Raw genomic sequence first — 22453 nt, forward strand, 5'->3', positions numbered from 1 at the left:
ACGCGCGACCATAATGGCCTTTTGGGCCCGGCTCCATGCAGTCAACATCACAAATCCGCCTGCCGGAAAAACGCTGTCGTGACCGTCAGCGCACCAGCAGGGTGACGGCCAGCGGCACCAGCAGGGAGGTCACCAGCGCATTGAGGCTCATGGCAATGCCGGCGAAGACGCCGGCCACCGCATCCACCTGAAAAGCCCTTGCAGTGCCGATGCCGTGCGAGGCAAGGCCCACGGCAAAGCCGCGGGCGCGATAGTCCGTGATGCCCATGCGGTTCATCATCGGCGTGACGATGATCGCGCCCATGATGCCGGTGAGTACCACCGCCACCGCGGTCAGCGATGCGTCGGCGCCAAGCGATTCGCTGATGCCCATGGCAACGCCAGCGGTGACCGATTTCGGCGCCAGCGACAGCACCACGTTTTGCGGCAGGCCGAAGGCCTTTGCCAGCAACACGACAGAGACGATCGCCGTGGCGCAGCCGACCACCAGCGCAGCCAGCATCGGCACGATCGCCGCCGCCACCACCTTGCGATTTTCGTAGAGCGGCACCGCCAGCGCCACCGTCGCCGGACCGAGCAGGAAGTGGACGAATTGCGCACCGCTGAAATAGGTCGTGTAGGACGTCCCGGTCAGCAGCAGGAACACGGCGATGATCCACATCGAGTTGAACACCGGATTGGCGAACGGATGCCGGCCGGTCGCCAGCGACAGCGCATCGGCAGTCGCATAGACCAGCAGCGTCACGGTCAGCCACAGCAGCGGCTGCTGCGAGAGATAGACCCAGAGCGAGAACGGATTGGCGCTCATGACGCGCTTCGCCCGCGGGTCGTCATCCGGCTGATGACGAGAAACGTCGCCACCGTTACCAGCAGCGTGATCACGACCGAGATCGCCAGAACGCCGACAATGGCCGTGCCATGCTCGGCCAGCAGATCGAGCTTCTGCACCACGCCGACACCGGCGGGAATGAACATCAGCGACAGATGCGCGAGCAGGCCCCTCGCGGCATTCTCCACGCCGCCGCCCTGCAGCGGCCCTTGCGCGAACAGCACGGCACGGTCACGCAGCAACAACAGAACGAGCAGCAGCAGCATGCCGAGCACCGGGCCAGGTACCGGCCACGCAAAAGCGCGCACGGCGATCTCGCCAGCGAGCTGGCACAGCAGGATCAGGGACAGACTGGCAATCATGGGGACTCCGCGGGTGACGATTCTTATCGCCCGCAGAGCCGGAAAAGTCGATCAGGACAAGCCTGGGGGTTCTGCGGTCACGACAGGAACAGCGCCGCCGGCACCTGAATGACTGCGAATCGACCCGGACCAGGCCTGCGAGGATCAGTCCGTTTTGCCCGGAACCGGTTTGCCAGGAATAAGTGTGGCCGACTCAAAGCCGAGGACAATTGGCAACTTCTCGCCCCGCACGACATCGCGCCCCGAGAGATTGAGAACGCCGCGACGACCCAACCCGTACTTCTCCAGATCGGGACCAGCTATCATTGGAAACGGCGGCAAGGTGATGTCCTTTCCTTTCACGCTCGCATCGTTCCTTGGCGAAGGAAGGACGACCTGAAAAAGGTCATTTCCAAAACCGAGAACAAGAAAGGAATAGGGGATTCCGCTAACGCCTGCCTTTCGCCGCAGAATCATAACCGAGAGCACGTCGTTGGGCATCGGGCCAGGGCGGAAGGTACGGATCACAGATGCGCCCTCGAAGAACTTTTTCGTGTGATCCTTCTCCCGGATCCATGCGAGCGCCTCGGAAAAATTCAAGATTTCTTCCTCGGGCATGAGCGACAGGCCGATCTTCACGAAAGCCTTCAGGACGGCCACAGGCGTATAGCTGTCGCGCGTGAGGCTGAACCGCAGCTGCCTCTTCTCCTCGTCGACCTCGAAGAATGGATCATCTTCATACTGACTCATCTTGAAGCCGGTCTCGCCGTATTCGATCCTCCATCCCGGCCCCGGACCGCCTTTCTTGATGGTCGGGACACCGTTCTTGCCACGTATTCGCGCGAAGGTCCTCATGGGCTTGGACCAGCCCCCGAGATCCGTCTCTATTCCCCCGCCGAACAACTGATTGCAGGGATCGCACTCGTAATTGGTGGAAATGCTCTTGTTGCCGAAAGCTTCCGGAATAGCGTGCGCTTCGAGCTTGAACGTCGTCTTGCTCTCGTCGAGGCCGCAAAATCGGCAGACGCGCTTCTCTTTCGGTCCGAGCACGAATTTCTCGCCGGTCGGCTGCACGATCCAGGCGCAGAGACCATCATAGTTCTGATCATAGAACGCCGCGGCGTCCGCGGCGTTCTTTTTGTACTCTTCGATCATTTGAGCTTTCGACAATTGCATCAACCCAGGGTCTTGCTAGTGCAGATGCGGCACGAGCCACGCGATACAGCTCATTGCAGCCGAAAGCTCAAAGAAATCGCTGGCACGCGTCATTCCTTGTGACGCGGATCGCGCTGCTTTTGTTGCGCCGGCATATGACAGACCTGATCAGGCGGCGCCCTTCAGCTTCTTGGTGCACTCGCTGTAGTAGCCGCCGCCCTTTTCGATCCACTTCATGCCGCCATTGGCATTGCTGGCCTTGTTGGCATTGTATTGATCGACGCAGGTGTGCATTCGCGCCTTGCCTGCCGTTTCCTTGGCGTATTTCGGATCGACCGCCGACGGGAAGGTAGCAGGGCCTGCCGGAGCCGCAGCCGTCGTGGCTGCCGGCTTGGGGGCTGCAGCAGCTTTCGGCGTAGCCGCAGGTTTGGTTTCGGCAGCCTTCGGCGCCGCGGTTGCTGCGGGCGTGGCAGCGGGCGTCGTCGCAGCGGCATCGGTCCCGCATTCAGCTTTGCGGAAGTCGTTCCATTTCTGGCCGTTCAGCGTGCCGGCGGTCTTGGCCGCCTGATATTTTGCACTGCATTCAGTCGCGGTGAGTGCCTGGGCCGGACTGAAGGCAAGCAGAGCAAAACTGGACACTGCAATCGCACAGGCGAATTTGACAGGCATCGTCATGGCGTTCTCTCCCTTTGCTACACTAAGTAAAAATAGACGGCGGCATCCTATAGCTACCACTGAATGTGGCAACGAGATCGCAGCTCCCTGCGAAAAATTATCGTGATCGCACCGTCAGATATATTTCAACTCATTCACCTGCCGTTCAGCCCGGCGCGCCCACCCTGTCCTCCCTGTTCAATTCGAGGTGCTGCCATGATCCGATTCGCTTCCAGCCTTGCCACTGCCGCCGTTGCCTCAGTCCTGCTGATGGGGGCGGCATCCGCTCAGACCGCCGCTCAGGCACCTGCGCCGGCGGCCACCAAGACTGCGCCTGCCAAGGCGGCCCCCGCCGACAAGATGGCGCCTGCGGACAAGACAGCCGAGAAGCCCCGCACGGCGGCGTCGCTCGAATGTTCGAAGCAGGCCGACGCCAAGGGCTTGCATGGCACCGAGCGCCGTAAATTCCGTTCGGAGTGCAAGAAGACCGCAAAACCGAACTAAACTCTCGTCATCGGCCTGTCCCTCGCCCGAAAGCGAGGGACAGGTAGACCACACCGCATTTGTCGGCTCGACCGGACTTTGCCATAAAGCGGGCTCCTTCAGCTTCCCGCGCAAATGGCCATCGCTCTTCCCAGCTCCCTGCAGATCCGCACCACCCTTGAGACGCTCGTCATCGGCACGATCGGCGGCGCGCTATTCTATTGGGCGGAATTGCCGGGCGGACTGATCTCCGGCGCGATGATCGCGGTCGCCATCTACGGCATCCTCGGCCGCCCGGTCGGCCTGCCGCAGCCGATGGCTCATGTCATCCTGATGACACTGGGCCTGTCGCTTGGCTCGATGGTGTCGCCGGAGATGGTGCACAATCTCAGCGCCTATCCGGTGACCATCGCGCTGCTGGCGCTGGCCACGTTCTGCGCCACCTTCGGCAGCAGCATCTATCTGCAACGTGTCCATGGCTGGGACCGCACCTCCGCGCTGCTGGCCGGCAGCCCCGGCGCGCTCTCGCAAATCATCATGCTGGCCACCGAGCGCAATGCCGACGTGCCGGGCATCGCGGTCGTGCAGATTTTCCGCGTCATCATCCTCACCGGCATGGTGCCACTGCTGCTCGCTGCCACCGGCCTGATGGGCCATGGCCCGCTGCCATCGCGCGGACCGGAAGCCTCACCGCTGGCGCTTGCCGAACTCGCCGCAGCAGCCGTTGCCGTCTCGCTGTTCATGCGCTGGATCAAGTTTCCGGCGAGCTGGATGTTCGGCGCGATGATGGCTTCGTCAGTGCTGCACGGCACCGGCTGGGTCCACGGCACGCTGCCGCAATGGGCCTATATCACCGCGCTGGTCGGCATCGGCAGCCTGATCGGCTCGCGCTTCGGCAAGATCTCGCCGCGCACCATTCTCAGCCATGTCTGGGCCGCGCTCGGTTCATTCGCAGTGGCCATCGCGATCTCGTCGGTGTTCGTCACGATCATCGCGCTGACTACGACCGTGAAGCTGAGCGATGTCGTCGTCGCCTTCGCGCCCGGCGCCATGGACGCCATGCTCGCACTGGCGCTGACGCTGCATATCGATCCGGTGTTCGTTGGCGCGCATCATCTGTCGCGCTTCATCTATGTCTCGATCGTCACGCCCGGCATCGTGCATCTGTTCGGCAAGGCGCAGGACGACATCGACGACTGATCTTCAGTCCTCGCAGACACCGATTGAAATAATAGAATTGATCTAACGATGTGAGCTTCTTGCAGCGTTGCAGATACCCGCGTCACAAGGTCTAGACGTATTCTACCGCGCACCGTAGTGCGCCACAGGACCAATCAAGTTAGACGCCCGATCAAGCTGGTGTGACCAGCATCATCGGGGCGTTGAAATGAAATTGAGAACGACAAGATCGACGAAGCAGACTGCACTGCTTTGCACCGTCAGTGTGATGGCATTGGCGATGGACCTTCCGCGCGACGCATTCGCACAGGCCAGCCTGCCACCGGTCACGGTGGATGCTCCGCAGCCCCAGCAGCGCGCGCGCAACACGACGGCAACGAGATCACAGACATCGACACGCGCAACACAACGCACGCGCGCGACGACGCCGCAGATTGCACCCGCGTCATCGGTCAACAAGCGCATCTATAGCGCCGACAACAACAGCTATGTCGCAGGTCATGCCAGCTCGGCATCGAAGACGAATACGCCGCTGATCGACACGCCACGTTCGGTGAGCGTCATCGACCGCAAGGAACTCGATGATCGTGGCGTCACCAGCATTCCCGAAGCAGTGCGTTACACAGCCGGCGTCACCACCGGCGGCTTCGGCTACGATCCGCGTTTCGATCAGATCTATGTCCGCGGCTTCTCGACGACGACGCTCGGTGACTTCCGCGACGGATTGAAGCAGTTTCCCTCCGGCTTCACCACATTCCGGACCGAACCCTATCAGCTCAACAGCGTCGAGGTGATCAAGGGCCCGGCCGCCGTGCTCTATGGGCAGTCTGTCCCCGGCGGTCTCGTCGATCGCCGATCGAAATTCCCGGTCGAGAATCAGGTCAACGAGATTTCACTGGAAGGCGGCACCTATGGCCGCATGCAAACGGCGTTCGACATCGGTGGCGCCAATTCTGACAAGTCGCTGCTGTACCGCCTGGTGGGCCTCGGCCGCGCCGGCGAGACCAATTACGACATCGCCGACGAGCGGCTGATGCTGGCGCCGTCGATCACCTGGCGACCGACCATCGACACCACGCTGACGGCCTATGCCATCCTGCAGAAGGACGAAACCGACGCCAGCGTCGCCATGCTCAATCGCGACGGCCAACTGGTGAACGTCAACGGCGCGACGCTCAAATTGCGCTCGAGCGATCCGAAATACGACTATTTGCGGCAGCAGCAGGCGCAAGTCGGGTACAAGCTCGAGCATCGCTTCGACGACGTCTTCACGTTCCGCCAACACACGCGGTTCGGCGTGCTGCATGCGGAATCGCGCTATGTCAGCGGCAGCTTTGCGACGGCGACATCGACCGTCTATGACCGCGGTGCCGTGGCCGTCGGCGACGACCAGACGAGCTGGCAGACCGACAATGCGCTGCAGGCCGACTTCGCCACCGGCCCGATCGTCCACCGCACGCTGTTCGGCGTGAATTACGATCACAATACCTGGGACTTCAAGCTCGGCCTGGGCCCCGTGAATCCCAGCTATGCGCTCAACATCCTCAATCCCGTCTACGGCATTGCCGGCCCAACCCCGGGCTATACGTCCGGTTCGCGTTCGACACAGGAACAGGTTGGCGTCTATCTGCAGGACCAGATGCGGCTCGGCAACTGGCACCTGTCGCTCAGCGGCCGGCAGGACTGGACCGATCGCACGCAAACCAATTCCTATACGGGCGCTGTCACGGGCGCGCGGAGCGACAGTGCGTTCTCCTACAGCGCCGGCCTGCTCTATCACTTCGAGAACGGCATCGCGCCCTATGTGAGCTATGCGACCTCGTTCCAGCCGGAGACCTCGCTCGGCATCAACGGCATCGTGCTGGCGCCATCCGAAGGCGAACAGATCGAAGGCGGCGTGAAGTATCAGCCACGGCCCGACGTGCTACTCACGGCGTCGATCTATGACCTCAAGGAGAAGAACGCCGCCAAGCTCGCCGGCTATGTCAACGGCATCGCCTATTACGCTTCGGTCGGCGAGATCCGCGTGCAGGGCTTCGAATTCGAGGCACGCGCACGACTCACGCCGGAACTCGAAACGGTGACGGCCTACACCTATTCCGACGCAGAGATCACCAGGAGCTCGATCGCGTCGGAGCTCGGCAAGACCCCCGCGGTGACACCGAAGCACACCGCGTCGAGCTGGATGAACTACACCTTCCTGAACGGTTCGCTCGAAGGCTTAGGTCTCGGCGCCGGTGTCCGTTATATCGACGCAACCTGGACGTCGAACGACAACACCTCGCGCAACAACGGCTATACGCTGTTCGATCTGGCCGCGCGTTACGATCTCGCCAAGCTTGGACCCAAGTTCGCGGGCTATCAGGCCTCGATCAACGCCAATAACGTTGCCGACGAGCAGGTCGCGGTCTGCAATTCCGGCTACTGCTATCTGAGCCAGGGTCGCACGGTAATCGGCACGCTGCGCTATCGCTGGTAGCGGTGCGCCAGCAGGCAGGACCGGCGGCGGATCAGCGCCGTGCGGTCTTGCCGGCGCCCCACACTGCGATCGCCGCCATCAACAGCGAGATCAGCACATTGTAGCCGGCCAGCGACAGGCCGAGGAAACGCCACTGCACCTCGTCGCAGCGGATCACTTTCACGGTGTCAAGGCGCTCCAGCAGGCTGCCGGCCTTGCCGAGATCGACCACCGGCCCCGAACAGTCCGTCGGCCCCTGCCAGAATTTCCATTCGACCCCGGCGTGATAGCCGCCGAGCACCGCATTGCCGAGCGCCGCCAGCGCCAGCACCACGAGGCCGGTTACAACCAGACCGCGCGGCGCGTCCCTGGCGGCCGCAATCGCCACCAGCACCGCCAGCGGGATCGCGAGATAATAGGCATAACGCTGTTCGAGGCAGAGCGGGCACGGCCGGATATCCAGCACCAGCTGGAAGAACCAGGCCCCTGCCAGCGTCGCCAGTGCGATCAGGCCGACCACCAGTGCGGCGACCAGCGCCGGGTTGGATGACGCCTGCGCGGGCGCGGATCGAGGGGCGGTCTGGGCAGTCACGGTGCTCTCCGGAGTGGCTGCTGCGTCCTATCCCGGGGGCACCACCCTGTCGAGACAGCCCCGATCACACTGGAGTGTGCGCGGCGGCCCTATCGGCCAAACCGCAGGTTGACCCGCCGCCCGCGCCCGCTATATTCCGCCCGCTTCGCGACCCCGGCCCCGGCCGGCGTCCGAAGGCCCCTGTGGCGGAATTGGTAGACGCGCTCGACTCAAAATCGAGTTCCGCAAGGAGTGCTGGTTCGATTCCGGCCAGGGGCACCAACAGCTTGTTGCGCGCGTTGATCGCCTCTTTCATTCGGCACTTCGACGACTCGCTCGCCACTCCTTCGCGACGTTTCCGTGTCGGCCAGATTGCCGAAAGCCGTGCCCCTCCAAGCCAGCGCCTGATCACCCTATGAACGCCCCCGTGAAGCGGAAAACAGTCTCCACGACGGTTCGCCGAGCCACTTTACGCCCAGTCGTTGAGTTTCTACCTTGGATGCGAGCCAGGAGAACCCATGCGATCGTCAATTCGACTTGATACGCGTTGGCTGGATGTCATTTGCTGCTCGGCAGCAGTTGCAGCTTGCCTGATCATCCAAGGCGCATTGAGCATCTGGTCAGCTGGACCGCTATCTGTTTCCGGAGACCATGTGTTTCTTCTGTCGCCCGCCCGGCAGCTGATGGAGGGGCAAGGATTTTGGAGCAGCAATCTCCTCGGCTACCCCTACGGCCTTAAAACGGCCTACTGGCCGGAGTTCGAGCCACTGCTCAAATTCGCTTTGCTCCTGATCGCGAAGCTCGGATTCGACGTCTTCACAACGGTGAAGATCTTCTACGTCATTGCAATCGCCGCCATGGCAATCTCGGGATTTGTCTGCCTGCGCAAACTAGACGTTGGCCCCATACTCTCGCTGATCGGAGCGATTGCGTTCACGGTAACTGGTTACTTTCAAATACGCGGTGTCAATCATGACTTTCTTTCGGTCTACGCCGCAGCAGCATTTGGCGCGACCCTCACGCTTTTGATCAATTTCGCGGAGAATGAAACCCAGCTCTTTCAACTGATAAAATCACGATTCTTTCTGGTGTCTTTGTTCATCATCTCGACGTCGGGTCTATACTACGCGATGTTTACCCTGCTGCTCATGGGGTTCTCGATCATCGCATTTTCGTTTCGGACCATGAGTGTCCGGCCCATTGTCGTGTTTGCGGGGCTGTCCACCATAGTCGTGGTCCTCCTTCTTGCAGGATCTCTCGGCCCGAATATCAGCCTTCTAACGTCTGGCGCTCCGAAACGCGCTCCGTGGGAGCAGTTCAGACACGGGCTTTCAATTTCAGACGCACTCTATTCTTTCAGCTGGATACCCGGTCTTCCCAAAGTGATCACGAGATATGACCGCGAGCGAATTGATACGTTGATTGGAGAAGGTCACCACGAATGGCCGGGCATCGTACTGTCGGTGATTATCATTTCTTCGCCCTTGGTCGCACTCTGGGCGTTCAACAACAACACGATTGACCGCGGTCTTCGACGCATCATTCCCGCAGCCACGCTGATCACAATTGGACTGGTTTTCGCTAGCCGTGGGGGCACGGGATATCTCTTTAATACGTTGGTAAATCCTGCGCTTCGGGGGCAATCAAGGCTAATGCCATTTCTGACGTTTCTTGCAATCTTCGTTGCCGCTTCGGTCGTTCACTTCGCATTGCAAGGGCGCTCAAGATGGGGAAGGCTGCTCGCATATCTGGCTTTGATCGGCATACTCTCGTCAAGCGTCTCCGTGGCAGGCATTTTGACCGATAGACTTGCGTGGACCTCAAATGACATCAAAACCCAGGGCATGATCAGAAGCTTCACTGAGGCGCTCAAGGCCAAAAGCAGTGCTGGCCTCACCCACATCCTGCAATTGCCCATCGCTTCGTGGCCCGAATATCAGATGCATCACTATGGCCCCATCTTTGACGCTCGCGGATCAAACACCAAATGGAGTTTTGGTACATCAGAACGCCAGCCGGGCTTCGCGGATTTGAAATCAAAGCTTTCCGCGGACGAAGAGCCTGCCAAACTTATCGCGCGGGCCAGAGCGATCGGATTTGACGGCGTGTTCATAGAGAAGCGGGATACGTCAGAAGCGGTCATGTCCGCTGTGAAGCGAGAACTGCCTGCTACATGTTTGATCTACGAGGACCCGGAACGGTCGCTCTATGATATCGGCCGAGCTGCCGAATGCCGCAATTAGACACGATCGTTTCGTATGAAGTTCCGGGCCTCTTAACCACGCAGCAAATTGCACGGACCGACATGCTCTGGACGATTTGTCCTCACGCCGGCAGGGCGGCGGGCTCCGCTTTCACGACCGGCATCGGCCTGAATGTCATTGCGATCAGGAAAGCGCCGAGCCCCATGATCCAGGAGCCGATATAGAGCCAAGCGTAGCTGGCGAACGCGTCGTAGATCAAACCTCCGGCGAGAGGTCCAGTCGCCATGCCAAGACTGCCGGCCATGGCCGTTCCACCGATCACTGTGCCCATCATCCGCAACGGAAAGTTTTCGCGCGCGAGAACGGCGTAGAGCGGCATGGTGCCGGCATAGATGAAGCCAAAGACCGACGCCACGGTGTAGAACCCGCCGAGCTCACGCACGAAGACAAAACCGAGCGCGCCGAACGCCTGGGCGAGCAAGCCAAGGACCAGTATACGCTTGGCGCCAAAACGGTCGCCGAGCAGGCCGAAGGCAATACGGCCGCCCATCCCTGCCAGACCTTCGACGCTATAGATCGTGACCGCAGTGACAATCGGTATGCCGCAGCTGATCGCGTAGCTCACAGTATGGATGATCGGCCCTGAATGCGTGGCACAGCAGAAGAAATTCGTCAGCAGCAGGATGATGAACTGCGGCGAGCGTAGCGCCTGCGCGCGCGACATCTCTGCTTGCACCGGCTCGGCGGATGGAGCGGGAGGCGCGCTCGCCAGCGCCGGCGCGCGGCGCACCAGCAGCGAGACTGGAATCATGATCGCGGCCACGACGACGGCCACGATCTGCATCGAGGTGCGCCAATCGTGGTTCGAAACGAGCCAGGCCGCCAGCGGCGACATGGTCATGGGCGCCATGCCCATCCCCGCCGAAACCAGCGACACGGCCAGGCTGCGATGCGTATCGAACCAGCCGGTGACCGCCGCCATCATCGGCGCAAAAATCGCGGCGGTGGCGCCGCCGACCATCAGCCCGAAAACAAACTGAAACACGATCAGAGATGTCGCGAGACTCGCGAGCGCCAGACTTGACGCGAGCACGACCGACCCGGTCAACACTACCGGGAGTGGCCCCATCCGGTCGGACAAGGTGCCCCAGATCATGCTGGTGACAGCCATTGCGAGGAAACCAATCGTCATGGCACTCGATATACCGGTGACCGACCAGCCGGTATCCCGCGCGATCGGCTGCAGGAACACCGGCAGCGAAAACATGCCGCCGATGGCGACGCAGCCCAGAAGGCCGCCCGCGGCGACGATTACCCAGCGATAGTGAGAATCGGTCATTCCAGGTCTCCATGTCAGCGTTCACTGAGTGAAAGACGCACGGGGCGGCCCGGAGCCGACAGGCCAAGGGCCGTCGCAGCTCACGTTTTTGCGAGCGCGCAGGTGGTTTGCCGATAGCATGACCAGCGCGCGGTTGATCGCTGACGAGAACATCTCTTGTCGATCGGCGGTTTATTAAGTCTAACAGGCCCAGACTGCCCGGAGGGGCACTGGGCTTCAAGCGTGCGGGATCGAAATGACTAGCCTGAGCAGGCGAGCCATCCTGAGGGGAGGCGCGGCATCGATGATGCTGCGCCCTGGTCCATTGGCCGCCCTGCCGCTTCCCGGCCCGTCCGACAGCTTCACCGACAGCGTCGGCGTCAATGTGCATATCAGCAGCGAGCCATATGCGAGTAATTTCCACCGTTTCCACGACCTGCTCGCAGCCAGCGGCATTCGCCATCTGCGCGACGAGTTGCGGCCAAGCAACGATCTCGATCGCTGGCGCGCGTTGAACAAACGCGCGAACATCCTGTTCAATCTTGTGGTGTCGCCGGCGACCAATACCGTGCCGGAGATGATGACCTATCTCGCCGCACTGGGCATCGAGCGCGTCTCGGCGATGGAGGGCCAGAACGAGGGCAACAGCGACTGGTTCCTGTCGCTGCCGCTGGCGAAGCCCGGCTGGAGCAATGTCGTCGTGAACTATCAGCGCGAGGTGCACGATGCACTACGCGCGCGCTATGCGGCGGCGGAGTTGCCGCTGCTGTCACCGAGTGTGATCAACTGGAAGCCCGCCGACGTCGCACTGCTACGCCCGGCCGCGCCGTTCAGCGACGCCGTCGCTATCCATTCCTATGTGCAGCGTGCGCAGGAGCCGGAAACATCCGACGATTACGCCGCGGTGTCGTGGTATCTCCACAATATGCGCGACGCGTTCAAACCCGGCGCGCCTGCGCTGGCAACCGAATGCGGCTACTGCAATGTCGTGAAGCCCGGCACCTCCGGCGTGTCGGAGACGGCCGCGGCGCTCTATCTGCCGCGGCTGCTGCTCAACAACTTCCGCCTCGGCATTCTCCGGACGTTCCTCTACGAATTCTTCGATAGCGGTACCGATCCCAATGATGGCGAACATCATTGGGGACTTGTCCGCAATGACGGCGCGCCGAAGCCCGGCTACCACGCCATCCGGAATCTTCTCTCCGCGCTGAAAGACGCACGCCGCGCCAGCGACAACCAGCCGCTACGCGTGGCATCCGCGGCACCGGACCTGCGGCACATCGCGTTTCAGGATGTGCAGGGACAACCGCTGTTTGCGGTATGGCGCGCGGTGCGCTGCTGGAATGTGGAGAAGGCCGAAGACATCCCGGTGCCCACGGAACCGATCGACATTTCCGTCGATGGTCCTGCCGCTTCGCTCTCATTCAACCGTCCGAATGACGATGCCGACTGGCGCCGCGTGCCGGTAACGGACGGGCGCGCGACGATTCCGCTCGACGGGCGCGTGGCCATCGTCCGGCGTTCCAGCTGAGCTGGTATGACCTGCTGCGGCTTGAACCGCCCCGCAGCGCTTTGTATCCTGCAAATACGTACGAACTGACGGTGAGCAGCAAAGTCTTTTAGACAAAGTCTCTTAGACAAAGTCTCTTAGACTCTGCGGTCCGGCCAAGCCTGCAACGGCTTCGCCTTCTGCTCCAATATATAACGGATTCTTCCCCATATGGACTATGCGCCTTCCGCGCCGGCCCTTGCGGCCGAGACGCATTCTTTTCAGGTTCCGCTCGAAGACGGCGCCACCGCCAGCGTCCGTGTGTATGGACAAGGCCCGCGGATCATCTGCAGCCATGGCAATGGCCTCGCCATCGATGCTTTTCAAAGTTTCTGGCGCCACTTCACCGATGACTACCAGACCGTGGTGTTTGACTTTCGTCATCACGGCCGCAGCAGCCCGTATCGTCAGCCCATCCCGCAGGTCTGGCCGCAGCTCATCCGCGACTATGAGGCGATCATGCAGGGGATCACGCGCGAACTCGGCGCAGCGCCGAGCCTCGGTGCATTTCATTCGATGAGCGCACTGACGACCCTGCTGCATGCCGCCGAATACAAGACGCCGTGGATCGGCATCGTCGGCTTCGAACCGCCGGCGACGCCGCCAGCGAGCTATCCGGAATTCGCAAGTTTCCTTGCGGAAAATACCAGACTCGCCGAACGCGCCGCGCAGCGTCGCACCAGCTTTCCGAATGTGCAGGAGCTGTTCGACTCCTATCGCCGCAGCAGGGCATTTGCCGGCGTCGACGATGCCGGGCTGCAGGCGCTCGCCGCATCCACGCTGCGCTGGAACGACGACAAGCAGCTCTATGAACTCGCCTGCGTCAGGGAATTCGAGGCCAGCATCTTCTCCATGCAGGATCTCCCGGGCGCCTGGGAGCGGATGTGCAGCGTCGGCCTGCCGGTGCTGCTCGTCGCCGGGGAGCCCAAGACGAGAACCAGCCCGTTCGTCGACATGGAGCGTGCCTTCGCGCGCGATGGCGGCTTCGCCTTCGCCACCGTGCCTGACGCCTCGCATTTCATGCAGATGGAAAAGCCGGCCGAATGCGCCGCGATCGTCCGTGCCTTCCATGCGGGCCTGACCTGACCACTCGGGGGTAACGCCGGGCTGCCATGCTGGCCACGCAACCGGCTGGCAATCGGCCCCGGCCATGCCCACATGGCAGGGGCAATGGGAGCCCCGTCATGACCGCACTTTCGATTCTCGACCTCGTCCGCGTCACCCAGGATACCGATGCGCACGGCGCGCTCGACAATTCCCGCGATCTCGCCGGCCATGCGGAGAAGTGGGGCTATCAGCGCTTCTGGGTCGCCGAACATCACAACATGATCGGCATCGCCAGCGCCGCGACATCGGTGGTGATCGGCCATATCGCGGCGGGGACCAAAACCATTCGCGTCGGCGCCGGCGGCATCATGCTCCCGAATCATGCGCCCATCGTCATCGCCGAACAGTTCGGCACGCTGGCCCGGCTGTTTCCCGGCCGCATCGATCTCGGCCTGGGACGTGCGCCCGGCACCGACCAGATGACCATGCGGGCGCTGCGCCGCTCGCTGCAGAATTCCGACAACTTCCCGCAGGACATCCAGGAGCTGCAGGCCTATTTCGCACCGGCCGGCCCGAACCAGAGCCTGCAGGCGGTGCCCGCCGCGGGCACCGACGTGCCACTGTGGATTCTCGGCTCCTCGACCTATGGCGCGCAGCTCGCCGCCGCCCTCGGCCTGCCCTACGCTTTCGCCTCCCATTTCGCGCCCGAGCAATTGCTGCACGCCCTGCAGATCTATCACCAGCATTTCGAGGCCTCAGAACAGTCGGCGAAGCCTTACGCCATGGTCGGCGTCAACATCATCGCCGCCGACACCGATGCGGAAGCGAAGCGGCTGTGGACCACGCAGCAAATGTCCTTCACCAACATGTTCCGCGGCACCCGCGGCCTGAGCGCGCCGCCCATCGACGATATCGAGACCTACTGGTCGCCGGCCGAGAAGATGCAGGCCATGGGCATGCTGCGGCGATCGATCATCGGCTCCAAGGAAACGGTCCGCGCCGGCATCGCCGCGCTGGTCGAGGAGACCGGCGCGGATGAGCTGATGATCGTCTCGGACGTTTACGATCACGCCACGCGGCTGAAGTCCTACGAGATGATTGCGGAGGCCGCTGCAGGCCTGAGCAAAACGCCGGCCGAAGCTGCCTGCTGAAACGTTTCAGAAATTGATGGTGGTGCGGACGCCGAACACCGCGGCGTCCTTGATTCGCTTCGTCTGCGTGGCATCGTTGGGATCGACGGCGCCGCCAGCGGGATGCATCACATATTGAAACACCGGCTGCACCGCGACACCAGGCGCAACCATTGCAAGATACGTCATTTCCAGCACGGCTTCGAAATCGCGAATGGGCGATTGAATGCCGGTGAAGAGCTGCACGTCACGATCCAGCCCGCGCGCGCCATCCGAAATGCGTGCATAGGTCATGGCGATGCCGAACCGGTCATCCGGCCGCTCCGCCGAGAAACCCGACACCTGAATGCCGCCATCGAGATAGAAGGTGATCAGATTGCGATCGGACGGGCTGATCGATGTGCGCGCAAAGAAGCCGATGCCCTTGTCGGGCCCGAGTGCGCTGAAGGCGAGCCGCTGTTCATAGACGGCGAAAACGCCGCGATTGCCGCGCCGCATCAGCGGCTCGCCGGTGCCGGCCGGATCGGCCTGCGACAGGCCCTGTGCGGTCCAGCGCTCGTCATCGAATTCGGCAAGATGCACCCAGCCGCCGCCGGTGATCGACCCCGGCAACTCCGACGGCCCGAGCTTGTAGCTGTATTTCAACTGCCCGATGATCCACGGCGGATCGTTGACGCGAAATGCGAGGCCATGCGCGTTGGCGATTTGCGGATCGTTCAGGCCGGGCGCAGCCGCACTGCCATTGAACACGGCGAGATAGGCCGTGAACGCATCCGACAGATTGGCCTTGAAGCGAACGCCCGGCACCGCGAGCGGCGGCGACGGTCCGCCCGCCGGCAGGATCACGCCGGTGATGCCGGGCCAGCCCAGCGCCGAATTGACGAAGATGTCGTCATATTTGCTGTCGATGAATTCGATATCGGAGGGCTGCTGACCGACCTTCACCAGCAGCCTGCCGCCGAACAGCGACTGTTCGATCCAGAATTCATAGAGCCGCGTCGCCGGCAGCGCCTCGATGCCGCTGACCAGCATCAGATTGCCGATATAGTCGCGCGACAGGCCTGGTCCGTGGATCTGATAGACATTGGCGTGAAAGGTGGCGCCGCTCCAGCCGACCGCCTTGTCGAGATCAACATCGACGCCGACATCCAACCGTCCCTCGTAAATCGCGCCGCGCCGGATGCCGCCGGAGGCATTGCCGAGCGCTTCGCCGATATAGGTGGCTGACAGCGCCACGCCCCATTCGGCGAGCCGGTCATTGATCGGCTTCAGGCCGCTATCGCGCCAGTCGCCCGCATAGGCAGAAGACAGCGAGATCATGCAACACATGACAACAAAGCCGGCGAGCGCCGTGATCGCACGGACCATCGAGCACGGAAACGCACCGACCATGATGGCTACCTGATGATCTTGAGGCGCTTCATCACGGCATAGGCCGATGCCGACGACACCAGAATCAGTAACCCCGCCCAGAGAAATCCGGTTTCGACATCGGTGAGCGGCAGGCCCTTGGTGTTCATGCCGAAGATGCCAGTGACGAGCGTCGGCGGCAGCAGCAGGGCGGTGAGCACCGAGAGCACACGCAGGCTTTCATTGCCGCGTTCCTCGATCTGCAAATGCAGCTCTTCCTGCAACAGCCGGCTGCGCTCGCGCATCTCGACGACGTTGTGATCCAGCCCGTCGAGCCGCTGCGCCAGCTTGCCGGCGCGCAGTTGTAGCGCAGGCTTCAGCTCGCGCAGACCTTTGGCCTCAAGCCGCTGGAATACGATGCGCAGTCCCGAGAGTTGCCGATGCAGCCGGACGCAGGTCCGGCGCAACCGACCGAGCTTCTGCAGCAAGTCACGGGAATCGCCCGAGACCACCTGCTCCTCGATCTGGTCGAGCGACAGTGCGAGACTATCGGCGACGCCGTCCATGGTGTCGCAGACATTTTCGACGATGGTTTCAAGCAGCGCGGCCATGCTGTCGATGCGCTGGCCCTGCTCGAGCGAACGGCGCGTGGCATCGACGGCACACAGCGCGTGATGTCGACCGCTGACCAACAGACGCTCGGTCATCACGAAGCGCAGATAGCCGGTGTCTTCGGTCGCCTCATCGATATCGCGCAACAGGTCCGAGATCACGCCATAGATGCTGTCATCGGTGGCATGAAGCTGCTGATAGGTGTCCTTCGACAACAGCAGCGTCCGCGCCTGCTCCGGCGCATGCAACGGGATCTGCGCCAGCCATTGCAGCGCGCGCGTATCGGCGAGATTGAAATGCAGCCACAACAGACCGCCATGGGCAATGTCGATACCCGCATCGACAGGCAGCGGCTCCGGCTTGCCATCCGAATGGATGCGGAAAGCCCAGACCAGTCCCGGAATCGGATCGGACGGGTTCAACGCGAAATCGCTCTGTGTCGATGCGACCGGGACCTCAAGCTGCATGGGGCACCAGCTTCTCTTCACGCCACGCAAAACGCATGCATCACCAAAATTGAAAAAATATGCCTGCGGCTTTCCAACTGTGTCAGTCCGCCGCAGGCACTTAATGACACCCTTGTTACAGGGGTGTGTCAGCCGCTGCTATTCAGCGGCTTCGGCGAGTTCGTCGCCCTGTTTGTTGTAGTCGTGGACGACACGGCCATAAGGCAGTGTCAGGTCGGCCAGGAAGTGATGCGCGCCAAGCACGCGGCGCACGGGGAAGTCGGCGACCGGAGCGTTGACATGCGGGATCAGATGCAGACGTCCGGGTCCGAACCATGAGCCCTTGACAGTGATATCAGTCAGGTTGATCGCCACGAGCTGGCAGACTTCCGCGCTACCATCGACGCCGGGGATCAGCTTCAGATTGATCTGGGTCTTGGACAGCGTCGCAAGCGTCGCCTCCCCGTTTCCAGCCATGGCGCCGTGCTTGTAGGCCATCGTGCCCATGGCCACCTGCTGCCCGGCATATTCGAGCGTACCGGTCAGCGTGTCCTTGACCACTTCGAGTTTGGGATGGGCGTATTTCTTCGGAAAGCCCCAGATCTCGCGGCCGGCGGCGATCGGCGGATCATCGTCCAGATACATCTGCGAGACGAAGTTGACGTCCTCGCCCTTGAAGCGTGCGGGGATCACAAGGCCAGTTTCCGTATAGCTGCCGAAGCCGGATGAGTCCGGCATCTTGATCCACTCATAATGGACGATGGGCTGTTCGATCGGCTCCAGCGGTTCGGGCAGGCCCATCCGGATCAGATCAGGATCGGTCTCATAGGTGATGACAAGGAATTCGCGATTGATGAAGCGATAGGGACCGGCGGGATAGCTCGGACCGGCCATCGGCATCGACGGCAAACGGAGGATGTCTTCCTGGCGCATCGGAAACTCCTTGAGTGTGAAATCGCTGGGTAGAATTCGCCGGGTGGAAATCAGTGAGCGGTCCAGCCCCCATCGACCGGCAGCGTGATGCCGGTGATCGAACGGGCGTGGTCGGTGCAGAGGAAATTGACGACGGACGATAGTTCTTCGACGGTGACAAAACGTTTGGTGGGCTGCGCGGCCAGCAGCACATCCGAGATCACCTGCTGCTCCGTAATGCCGCGCGCCTTGGCCTGCTCCGGGATCTGCTTCTCAACCAGCGGCGTCATCACATAGCCCGGGCATACCGCGTTCACGGTGATGCCGTGTTCGGCGACTTCCAGCGCCGCCGTCTTGGTCAGGCCGGCAATGCCGTGCTTGGCCGCGACATAGGCCGACTTGAACGGCGAGGCGACCAGCGCATGGGCCGAGGCGATATTGACAATGCGGCCCCAGGACTTCGCCTTCATGTGGGGGATGGCGAGACGTGTGGTGTGAAACGCACTCGTGAGGTTGATCGCCGTGATCGCATCCCACTTCTCGACCGGGAATTCCTCGAGCGGCGCCACATATTGAATGCCGGCATTGTTGACTAGGATATCGACGCCGCCGAATTCCTGCGCGGCCTGCGCCATCATCGCCGCGATATCATTGCCGTCGGCCATGTTGGCGCCGCTATAGAGTACGCGCACCTGATGGCTGTCGGCGAGCTCGCTACGGATCGCCTCGATCTCGCGGGCGTCGCCAAAGCCGTTCAGCACAATGTTTGCACCGCTGGCCGCAAGACCGCGCGCGATACCAAGGCCGATGCCGCTGGTGGAGCCGGTGATGATAGCGGACTTTCCAGACAACATGCGCGCGGCCCTTCGTAAGCAATCATTAATATCTGCCCTTTGCTAACGATGGTGTTTGACGGCGGTGTGAGGAATTTCCTTCAGGGGCGTGACGCACTTCATGGACTGATGCGCAATCATCGAATTTGCCATTTGTCACAACGCCGTCACTGCTCATCTGAATTCTGCCGCCAACATCATGTGATCGTTGAGGAGAAAACGAAGATGGACGCGCGGACACCCGGTTCAGAGACGACCACCGAAGCCAGCTGGCGCCCCGATCGCTGTGATCGTGTCGCGCTGGTGCTGCAAGGCGGCGGCGCACTCGGCGCCTATCAGGCTGGTGTGTATCAGGCGCTGCATGAAGAGGGCATGGAGCCGGACTGGGTTTGCGGCGTGTCGATCGGCGCCATCAATTCGGCGATCATCGCCGGCAATCCGCCGGAAGACCGGCTGGAAAAGCTGCAGATCTTCTGGGACCGCATCACCGCCCGCAAGGTCTGGCACTACACACCGGACGGCGACGTCTATCGCAAGGCCCGCAATCTCGCGAGCTCGTTCATGACCACGACCCTCGGCCAGCCCGGCTTCTTCAAGCCACACGAGGTCAATCCGTGGTTCAGCCCTGCCGGTGCAAAAACGGCGACGAGCTATTACGACACCTCACCCCTGCGCGACACCCTGCTCGAACTGGTCGACTTCGACCTGATCAATGCGCGCAAGACCCATTTCGCCGTCGGTGCGGTGAACGTCATCACGGGCAACTTCCTGTATTTCGACAACAAGAAGGAAGTGATTGCGCCCGAACACGTGATGGCATCAGGCGCGCTGCCGCCTGCCCTGCCGATGGTGAAGATCGGCACCGATCATTTCTGGGACGGCGGCATCGTCTCCAACACGCCGTTGCAGCATCTGCTCGACCAGGACGACAAGATGAATTCGCTGGTCTTCCAGGTCGACCTCTTCAGCGCGCGCGGCGTGCTGCCGCGCGATATCCAGGAGGTTCTGGCCCGGCACAAGGACATCGTCTATTCGTCCCGCACCCGCCATAACACCGACATCTACCGGCGCATGAACAATCTGAAGTCGGAACTCTACAAGGTGCTGCAGCGTATTCCCGACGACCAGCTCAGCGATGAGGAACGCGCGCGGCGTGACAGCCTGGCGGATCTGCCGGAGATCACCATCCTGCAGATGATCTATCAGCAGAAGGCCTATGAGGGCGATTCCAAGGATCACGAATTCTCGGCCACCTCGATGCGCGAGCACTGGCAGAGCGGCCTCGACGATACCCGCCGCACCCTCAAGCGCCGCGACTGGCTGGCCCTGCCCGAGCAGGGCAAAGGCATCGTCGTGCACGACGTGCATCGCGAGAGCAGTTCGTAAAACAAGCGGTGCTCCTCGCAAGACGCTGGCGACAGCCTCTCCGTCGTCATTGCGAGGAGCATCTTGCGACGAAGCAATCCAGTCTTCCTTCGCTTTTGGCCTTCTGGATTGCCGCGTCGCTTCGCTCCTCGCAATGACGGCCGTGAGAGTATTCAAATAAAAGGCCCGTGCAGACGATGCGCGGGCCTTTTATTTGATGATGTGAAAAGAACGAGGCCGCCGCGTTTCCGCGGCGGCCTCGTCTATTCTCAGAACAACTGGCTGAACAGCACGTAGAGCGAGGCCGAGATCATGATGGCGCAGGGCAGCGTCAGCACCCAGGCCATCAGCAGGTTGCGGATGGTCGCCATCTGCAGGCCCGAACCATTCGCGGCCATGGTGCCGGCGACGCCGGACGACAGCACGTGGGTGGTCGAGACCGGCAGGCCGAATACGTCGGCCGCGCCAATGGTCGCGGCAGCCACGAGCTCGGCGGAGGCGCCCTGCGCATAGGTCAGATGCGTCTTGCCGATCTTCTCGCCGACGGTGACGACGATGCGCTTCCAGCCCACCATGGTGCCAAGGCCGAGTGCGATGGCCACCGCGATCTTCACCCAATCCGGGATGAACTTGGTGGCGGAATCGAGCGCGCCCTTATAGGCATTGAGGGTCGCGACCTCTTCCTTGTTGAGGTCGTTTTCCTTGTCCTTCATCAGGAAGCGGATGGCTTCCGATGCGAGATACATATCGTTACGCGTGTTGCCGACAACTTCCGCCGGCACCTTGTCCAGCGTGCCATAGGTGCGGACCTGATCGCCGACCTGCTGCACGAGAACGGCGAGCGACGGATAGGTGCCTTCGCTGATCTTGCGCGCGGCGACATATTGCGTCACAGCCGGGCGGGGATCGCCGATGATGCTGTGGCCGGCGCCCTTGGCTGCGATCACCTTGGCGGCTGCGATCGAGGAGACCTGGAACTGGGCGACCCGGGATTCCGGCAATGCGCGGTTCAGCGCATAGGCGGTCGGCACGGTGCCGATCAGCACCAGCATGATCAGGCCCATGCCCTTCTGGCCGTCATTCGAACCATGTGCGAAGGACACGCCAGTGCAGGTGGCGATCAGGATGCCCCGGATCCACAGCGGCGGCGCCTTGGCGCCATCGGGAGCCTGGTACAGAGCGGGATTGCGCACGACGAATTTCAGCATCAGCAGCAGGATGGCGGCGCAGGCAAAGCCGAACAGCGGCGACAGCAGCAGCGCGTAACCGATTTCCGTGGCCTTGGTCCAATCCACGCCCGAGGTGCCGTCGCGGCCGCGCATCACGGCATTGGCGATACCGACGCCGATGATCGAGCCGATCAGCGTGTGCGAGCTCGAAGCCGGCAGGCCGAGATACCAGGTGCCGAGATTCCAGATGATCGCAGCAATCAATAGCGCGAACACCATGGCGAAACCGGCGCTGCTGCCAACCTGCAGGATCAACTCCACCGGCAGCAGCGAGACGATGCCGAAGGCCACCGCGCCCGTGGAGAACAGCACGCCGAGGAAGTTGAAGAAGCCCGACCACATCACGGCGAATTCCGCCGGCAGCGAGTGGGTGTAGATGACCGTGGCCACCGCATTGGCAGTGTCATGGAAGCCGTTGACGAATTCGAAGCCGAGCGCGATCAGCAGCGCCACGAACAGCAGCAGATACGGCATGTAGCTGGTGACGCGGGTGCCGGTGGCATGGACATCCGCATAGATGCTGTAGGCGACAAACAGCGCGCCGGCGGCCAGAATGCCGAAAAACAGGATCATCGTCAGCGGGTTAAAACCCTTGTCGAGATTGGGCCGCGACGCAGGCTCGACTGGTCCGCTTCCGGAAATGGATTGATTGAGTGTGAAATCGGTCATGAAACGCCCCCGTTACAGGTTAAGAGGCGTTAATCTCTGCACCATGGATGCGAAGCCCGGATGACAGGCGCGACAATATGTCAGCTACGGGTTGTGACAGTCCTGCGTCGCCGACGGGC

Annotated in this window: 19 protein-coding genes and 1 tRNA gene; 9 read left to right on the forward strand and 11 right to left on the reverse strand. The window is 61.8% G+C overall.

The annotated features are described in order from the left end of the window. Positions 1 to 85: 85 nt before the first annotated feature. The 4 genes from AB8A27_RS22035 to AB8A27_RS22050 form a co-directional block, all read right to left on the reverse strand. Complete coding sequence (locus tag AB8A27_RS22035; protein ID WP_441243744.1) at positions 86 to 808, reverse strand: LrgB family protein; 723 nt, start codon at positions 806 to 808, stop codon at positions 86 to 88. Then, positions 805 to 1191, reverse strand: a complete 387-nt coding sequence (locus AB8A27_RS22040; protein ID WP_092150378.1) for a CidA/LrgA family protein — start codon at positions 1189 to 1191, stop codon at positions 805 to 807. Before AB8A27_RS22040 ends, AB8A27_RS22035 begins: the two co-directional genes overlap by 4 nt. 144 nt (positions 1192 to 1335) lie before the next feature. Then, positions 1336 to 2325 carry an HNH endonuclease gene (locus tag AB8A27_RS22045; protein ID WP_441243745.1) on the reverse strand — a complete coding sequence of 330 codons (990 nt, stop codon included), beginning with the start codon at positions 2323 to 2325 and terminating at the stop codon, positions 1336 to 1338. A gap of 168 nt (positions 2326 to 2493) precedes the next feature. Beyond that, entirely contained in the window at positions 2494 to 3000 is a 507-nt protein-coding gene (locus AB8A27_RS22050) for a hypothetical protein (RefSeq protein ID WP_441243746.1), read from the reverse strand. A gap of 198 nt (positions 3001 to 3198) precedes the next feature. Here AB8A27_RS22050 and AB8A27_RS22055 point away from each other — a divergent pair, with 198 nt between their 5' ends. From AB8A27_RS22055 to AB8A27_RS22065, 3 genes are all read left to right on the forward strand, one after another. Further along, positions 3199 to 3483, forward strand: coding sequence for a PsiF family protein (locus AB8A27_RS22055; protein WP_441244985.1), 285 nt, complete (start codon positions 3199 to 3201; stop codon positions 3481 to 3483). Positions 3484 to 3597: 114 nt separating this feature from the next. Beyond that, on the forward strand, positions 3598 to 4662 hold the full coding sequence (locus AB8A27_RS22060) for an AbrB family transcriptional regulator (protein ID WP_441243747.1): 1065 nt from the start codon (positions 3598 to 3600) through the stop codon (positions 4660 to 4662). Between the two features lie 193 nt (positions 4663 to 4855). Then, entirely contained in the window at positions 4856 to 7120 is a 2265-nt protein-coding gene (locus tag AB8A27_RS22065) for a TonB-dependent siderophore receptor (RefSeq protein WP_441243748.1), read from the forward strand. A gap of 31 nt (positions 7121 to 7151) precedes the next feature. Here AB8A27_RS22065 and AB8A27_RS22070 read toward each other — a convergent pair whose 3' ends face one another. Next, positions 7152 to 7691, reverse strand: a complete 540-nt coding sequence (locus AB8A27_RS22070; protein WP_441243749.1) for a disulfide bond formation protein B — start codon at positions 7689 to 7691, stop codon at positions 7152 to 7154. Positions 7692 to 7867: 176 nt separating this feature from the next. On the opposite strand from AB8A27_RS22070, the gene AB8A27_RS22075 reads away from it, so the two are divergent. Further along, positions 7868 to 7952 (forward strand) — tRNA-Leu (locus tag AB8A27_RS22075). 236 nt (positions 7953 to 8188) lie between these two features. Beyond that, complete coding sequence (locus AB8A27_RS22080) at positions 8189 to 9913, forward strand: hypothetical protein (RefSeq protein WP_441243750.1); 1725 nt, start codon at positions 8189 to 8191, stop codon at positions 9911 to 9913. A gap of 82 nt (positions 9914 to 9995) precedes the next feature. Here AB8A27_RS22080 and AB8A27_RS22085 read toward each other — a convergent pair whose 3' ends face one another. Further along, positions 9996 to 11213 (reverse strand): MFS transporter, encoded by a 1218-nt coding sequence (locus AB8A27_RS22085; protein ID WP_441243751.1) that lies wholly within the window; start codon positions 11211 to 11213, stop codon positions 9996 to 9998. Positions 11214 to 11496: 283 nt separating this feature from the next. On the opposite strand from AB8A27_RS22085, the gene AB8A27_RS22090 reads away from it, so the two are divergent. The 3 genes from AB8A27_RS22090 to AB8A27_RS22100 all read left to right on the forward strand — a co-directional run bounded on the left by AB8A27_RS22090 (position 11497) and on the right by AB8A27_RS22100 (position 14939). After that, complete coding sequence (locus AB8A27_RS22090) at positions 11497 to 12723, forward strand: hypothetical protein (protein WP_441243752.1); 1227 nt, start codon at positions 11497 to 11499, stop codon at positions 12721 to 12723. A 189-nt stretch (positions 12724 to 12912) separates the two neighbouring features. Beyond that, positions 12913 to 13827: an alpha/beta fold hydrolase gene (locus tag AB8A27_RS22095; protein WP_441243753.1), complete on the forward strand. Its 915-nt coding sequence runs from the start codon at positions 12913 to 12915 to the stop codon at positions 13825 to 13827. Positions 13828 to 13925: 98 nt separating this feature from the next. Then, positions 13926 to 14939 (forward strand): LLM class flavin-dependent oxidoreductase, encoded by a 1014-nt coding sequence (locus AB8A27_RS22100; RefSeq protein ID WP_441243754.1) that lies wholly within the window; start codon positions 13926 to 13928, stop codon positions 14937 to 14939. 6 nt (positions 14940 to 14945) lie between these two features. Here the strand turns inward: AB8A27_RS22100 and AB8A27_RS22105 are convergent, their stop codons facing one another. From AB8A27_RS22105 to AB8A27_RS22120, 4 genes are all read right to left on the reverse strand, one after another. After that, complete coding sequence (locus AB8A27_RS22105; RefSeq protein WP_441243755.1) at positions 14946 to 16310, reverse strand: carbohydrate porin; 1365 nt, start codon at positions 16308 to 16310, stop codon at positions 14946 to 14948. 5 nt (positions 16311 to 16315) lie between these two features. Continuing rightward, positions 16316 to 17347: a transporter gene (locus AB8A27_RS22110; protein WP_441243756.1), complete on the reverse strand. Its 1032-nt coding sequence runs from the start codon at positions 17345 to 17347 to the stop codon at positions 16316 to 16318. A 138-nt stretch (positions 17348 to 17485) separates the two neighbouring features. Continuing rightward, positions 17486 to 18259 carry an acetoacetate decarboxylase gene (locus tag AB8A27_RS22115; protein ID WP_441243757.1) on the reverse strand — a complete coding sequence of 258 codons (774 nt, stop codon included), beginning with the start codon at positions 18257 to 18259 and terminating at the stop codon, positions 17486 to 17488. 50 nt (positions 18260 to 18309) lie between these two features. Continuing rightward, entirely contained in the window at positions 18310 to 19092 is a 783-nt protein-coding gene (locus tag AB8A27_RS22120) for a 3-hydroxybutyrate dehydrogenase (RefSeq protein WP_441243758.1), read from the reverse strand. A 204-nt stretch (positions 19093 to 19296) separates the two neighbouring features. Between AB8A27_RS22120 and AB8A27_RS22125 the strand changes: the two genes are divergently transcribed. Next, positions 19297 to 20457 (forward strand): patatin-like phospholipase family protein, encoded by a 1161-nt coding sequence (locus AB8A27_RS22125; protein WP_441243759.1) that lies wholly within the window; start codon positions 19297 to 19299, stop codon positions 20455 to 20457. A 248-nt stretch (positions 20458 to 20705) separates the two neighbouring features. Here AB8A27_RS22125 and AB8A27_RS22130 read toward each other — a convergent pair whose 3' ends face one another. After that, entirely contained in the window at positions 20706 to 22334 is a 1629-nt protein-coding gene (locus AB8A27_RS22130) for an inorganic phosphate transporter (protein ID WP_441243760.1), read from the reverse strand. Positions 22335 to 22453: the final 119 nt, after the last annotated feature.

The sequence above is a fragment of the Tardiphaga sp. 768_D3_N2_1 genome (assembly GCF_052076105.1).
Lineage (GTDB): Bacteria > Pseudomonadota > Alphaproteobacteria > Rhizobiales > Xanthobacteraceae > Tardiphaga.

Coding starts and splice junctions, on each gene's coding strand:
- AB8A27_RS22105 (WP_441243755.1), bottom strand. CDS start 16,310: ATGGTCGGTGCGTTTCCGTGCTCGATGGTCCGTGCGATCACGGCGCTC.
- AB8A27_RS22120 (WP_441243758.1), bottom strand. CDS start 19,092: ATGTTGTCTGGAAAGTCCGCTATCATCACCGGCTCCACCAGCGGCATC.
- AB8A27_RS22060 (WP_441243747.1), top strand. CDS start 3,598: ATGGCCATCGCTCTTCCCAGCTCCCTGCAGATCCGCACCACCCTTGAG.
- AB8A27_RS22090 (WP_441243752.1), top strand. CDS start 11,497: ATGATGCTGCGCCCTGGTCCATTGGCCGCCCTGCCGCTTCCCGGCCCG.
- AB8A27_RS22045 (WP_441243745.1), bottom strand. CDS start 2,325: ATGATCGAAGAGTACAAAAAGAACGCCGCGGACGCCGCGGCGTTCTAT.
- AB8A27_RS22130 (WP_441243760.1), bottom strand. CDS start 22,334: ATGACCGATTTCACACTCAATCAATCCATTTCCGGAAGCGGACCAGTC.
- AB8A27_RS22050 (WP_441243746.1), bottom strand. CDS start 3,000: ATGACGATGCCTGTCAAATTCGCCTGTGCGATTGCAGTGTCCAGTTTT.
- AB8A27_RS22100 (WP_441243754.1), top strand. CDS start 13,926: ATGACCGCACTTTCGATTCTCGACCTCGTCCGCGTCACCCAGGATACC.
- AB8A27_RS22040 (WP_092150378.1), bottom strand. CDS start 1,191: ATGATTGCCAGTCTGTCCCTGATCCTGCTGTGCCAGCTCGCTGGCGAG.
- AB8A27_RS22085 (WP_441243751.1), bottom strand. CDS start 11,213: ATGACCGATTCTCACTATCGCTGGGTAATCGTCGCCGCGGGCGGCCTT.
- AB8A27_RS22095 (WP_441243753.1), top strand. CDS start 12,913: ATGGACTATGCGCCTTCCGCGCCGGCCCTTGCGGCCGAGACGCATTCT.
- AB8A27_RS22125 (WP_441243759.1), top strand. CDS start 19,297: ATGGACGCGCGGACACCCGGTTCAGAGACGACCACCGAAGCCAGCTGG.
- AB8A27_RS22115 (WP_441243757.1), bottom strand. CDS start 18,259: ATGCGCCAGGAAGACATCCTCCGTTTGCCGTCGATGCCGATGGCCGGT.
- AB8A27_RS22035 (WP_441243744.1), bottom strand. CDS start 808: ATGAGCGCCAATCCGTTCTCGCTCTGGGTCTATCTCTCGCAGCAGCCG.
- AB8A27_RS22080 (WP_441243750.1), top strand. CDS start 8,189: ATGCGATCGTCAATTCGACTTGATACGCGTTGGCTGGATGTCATTTGC.
- AB8A27_RS22110 (WP_441243756.1), bottom strand. CDS start 17,347: ATGCAGCTTGAGGTCCCGGTCGCATCGACACAGAGCGATTTCGCGTTG.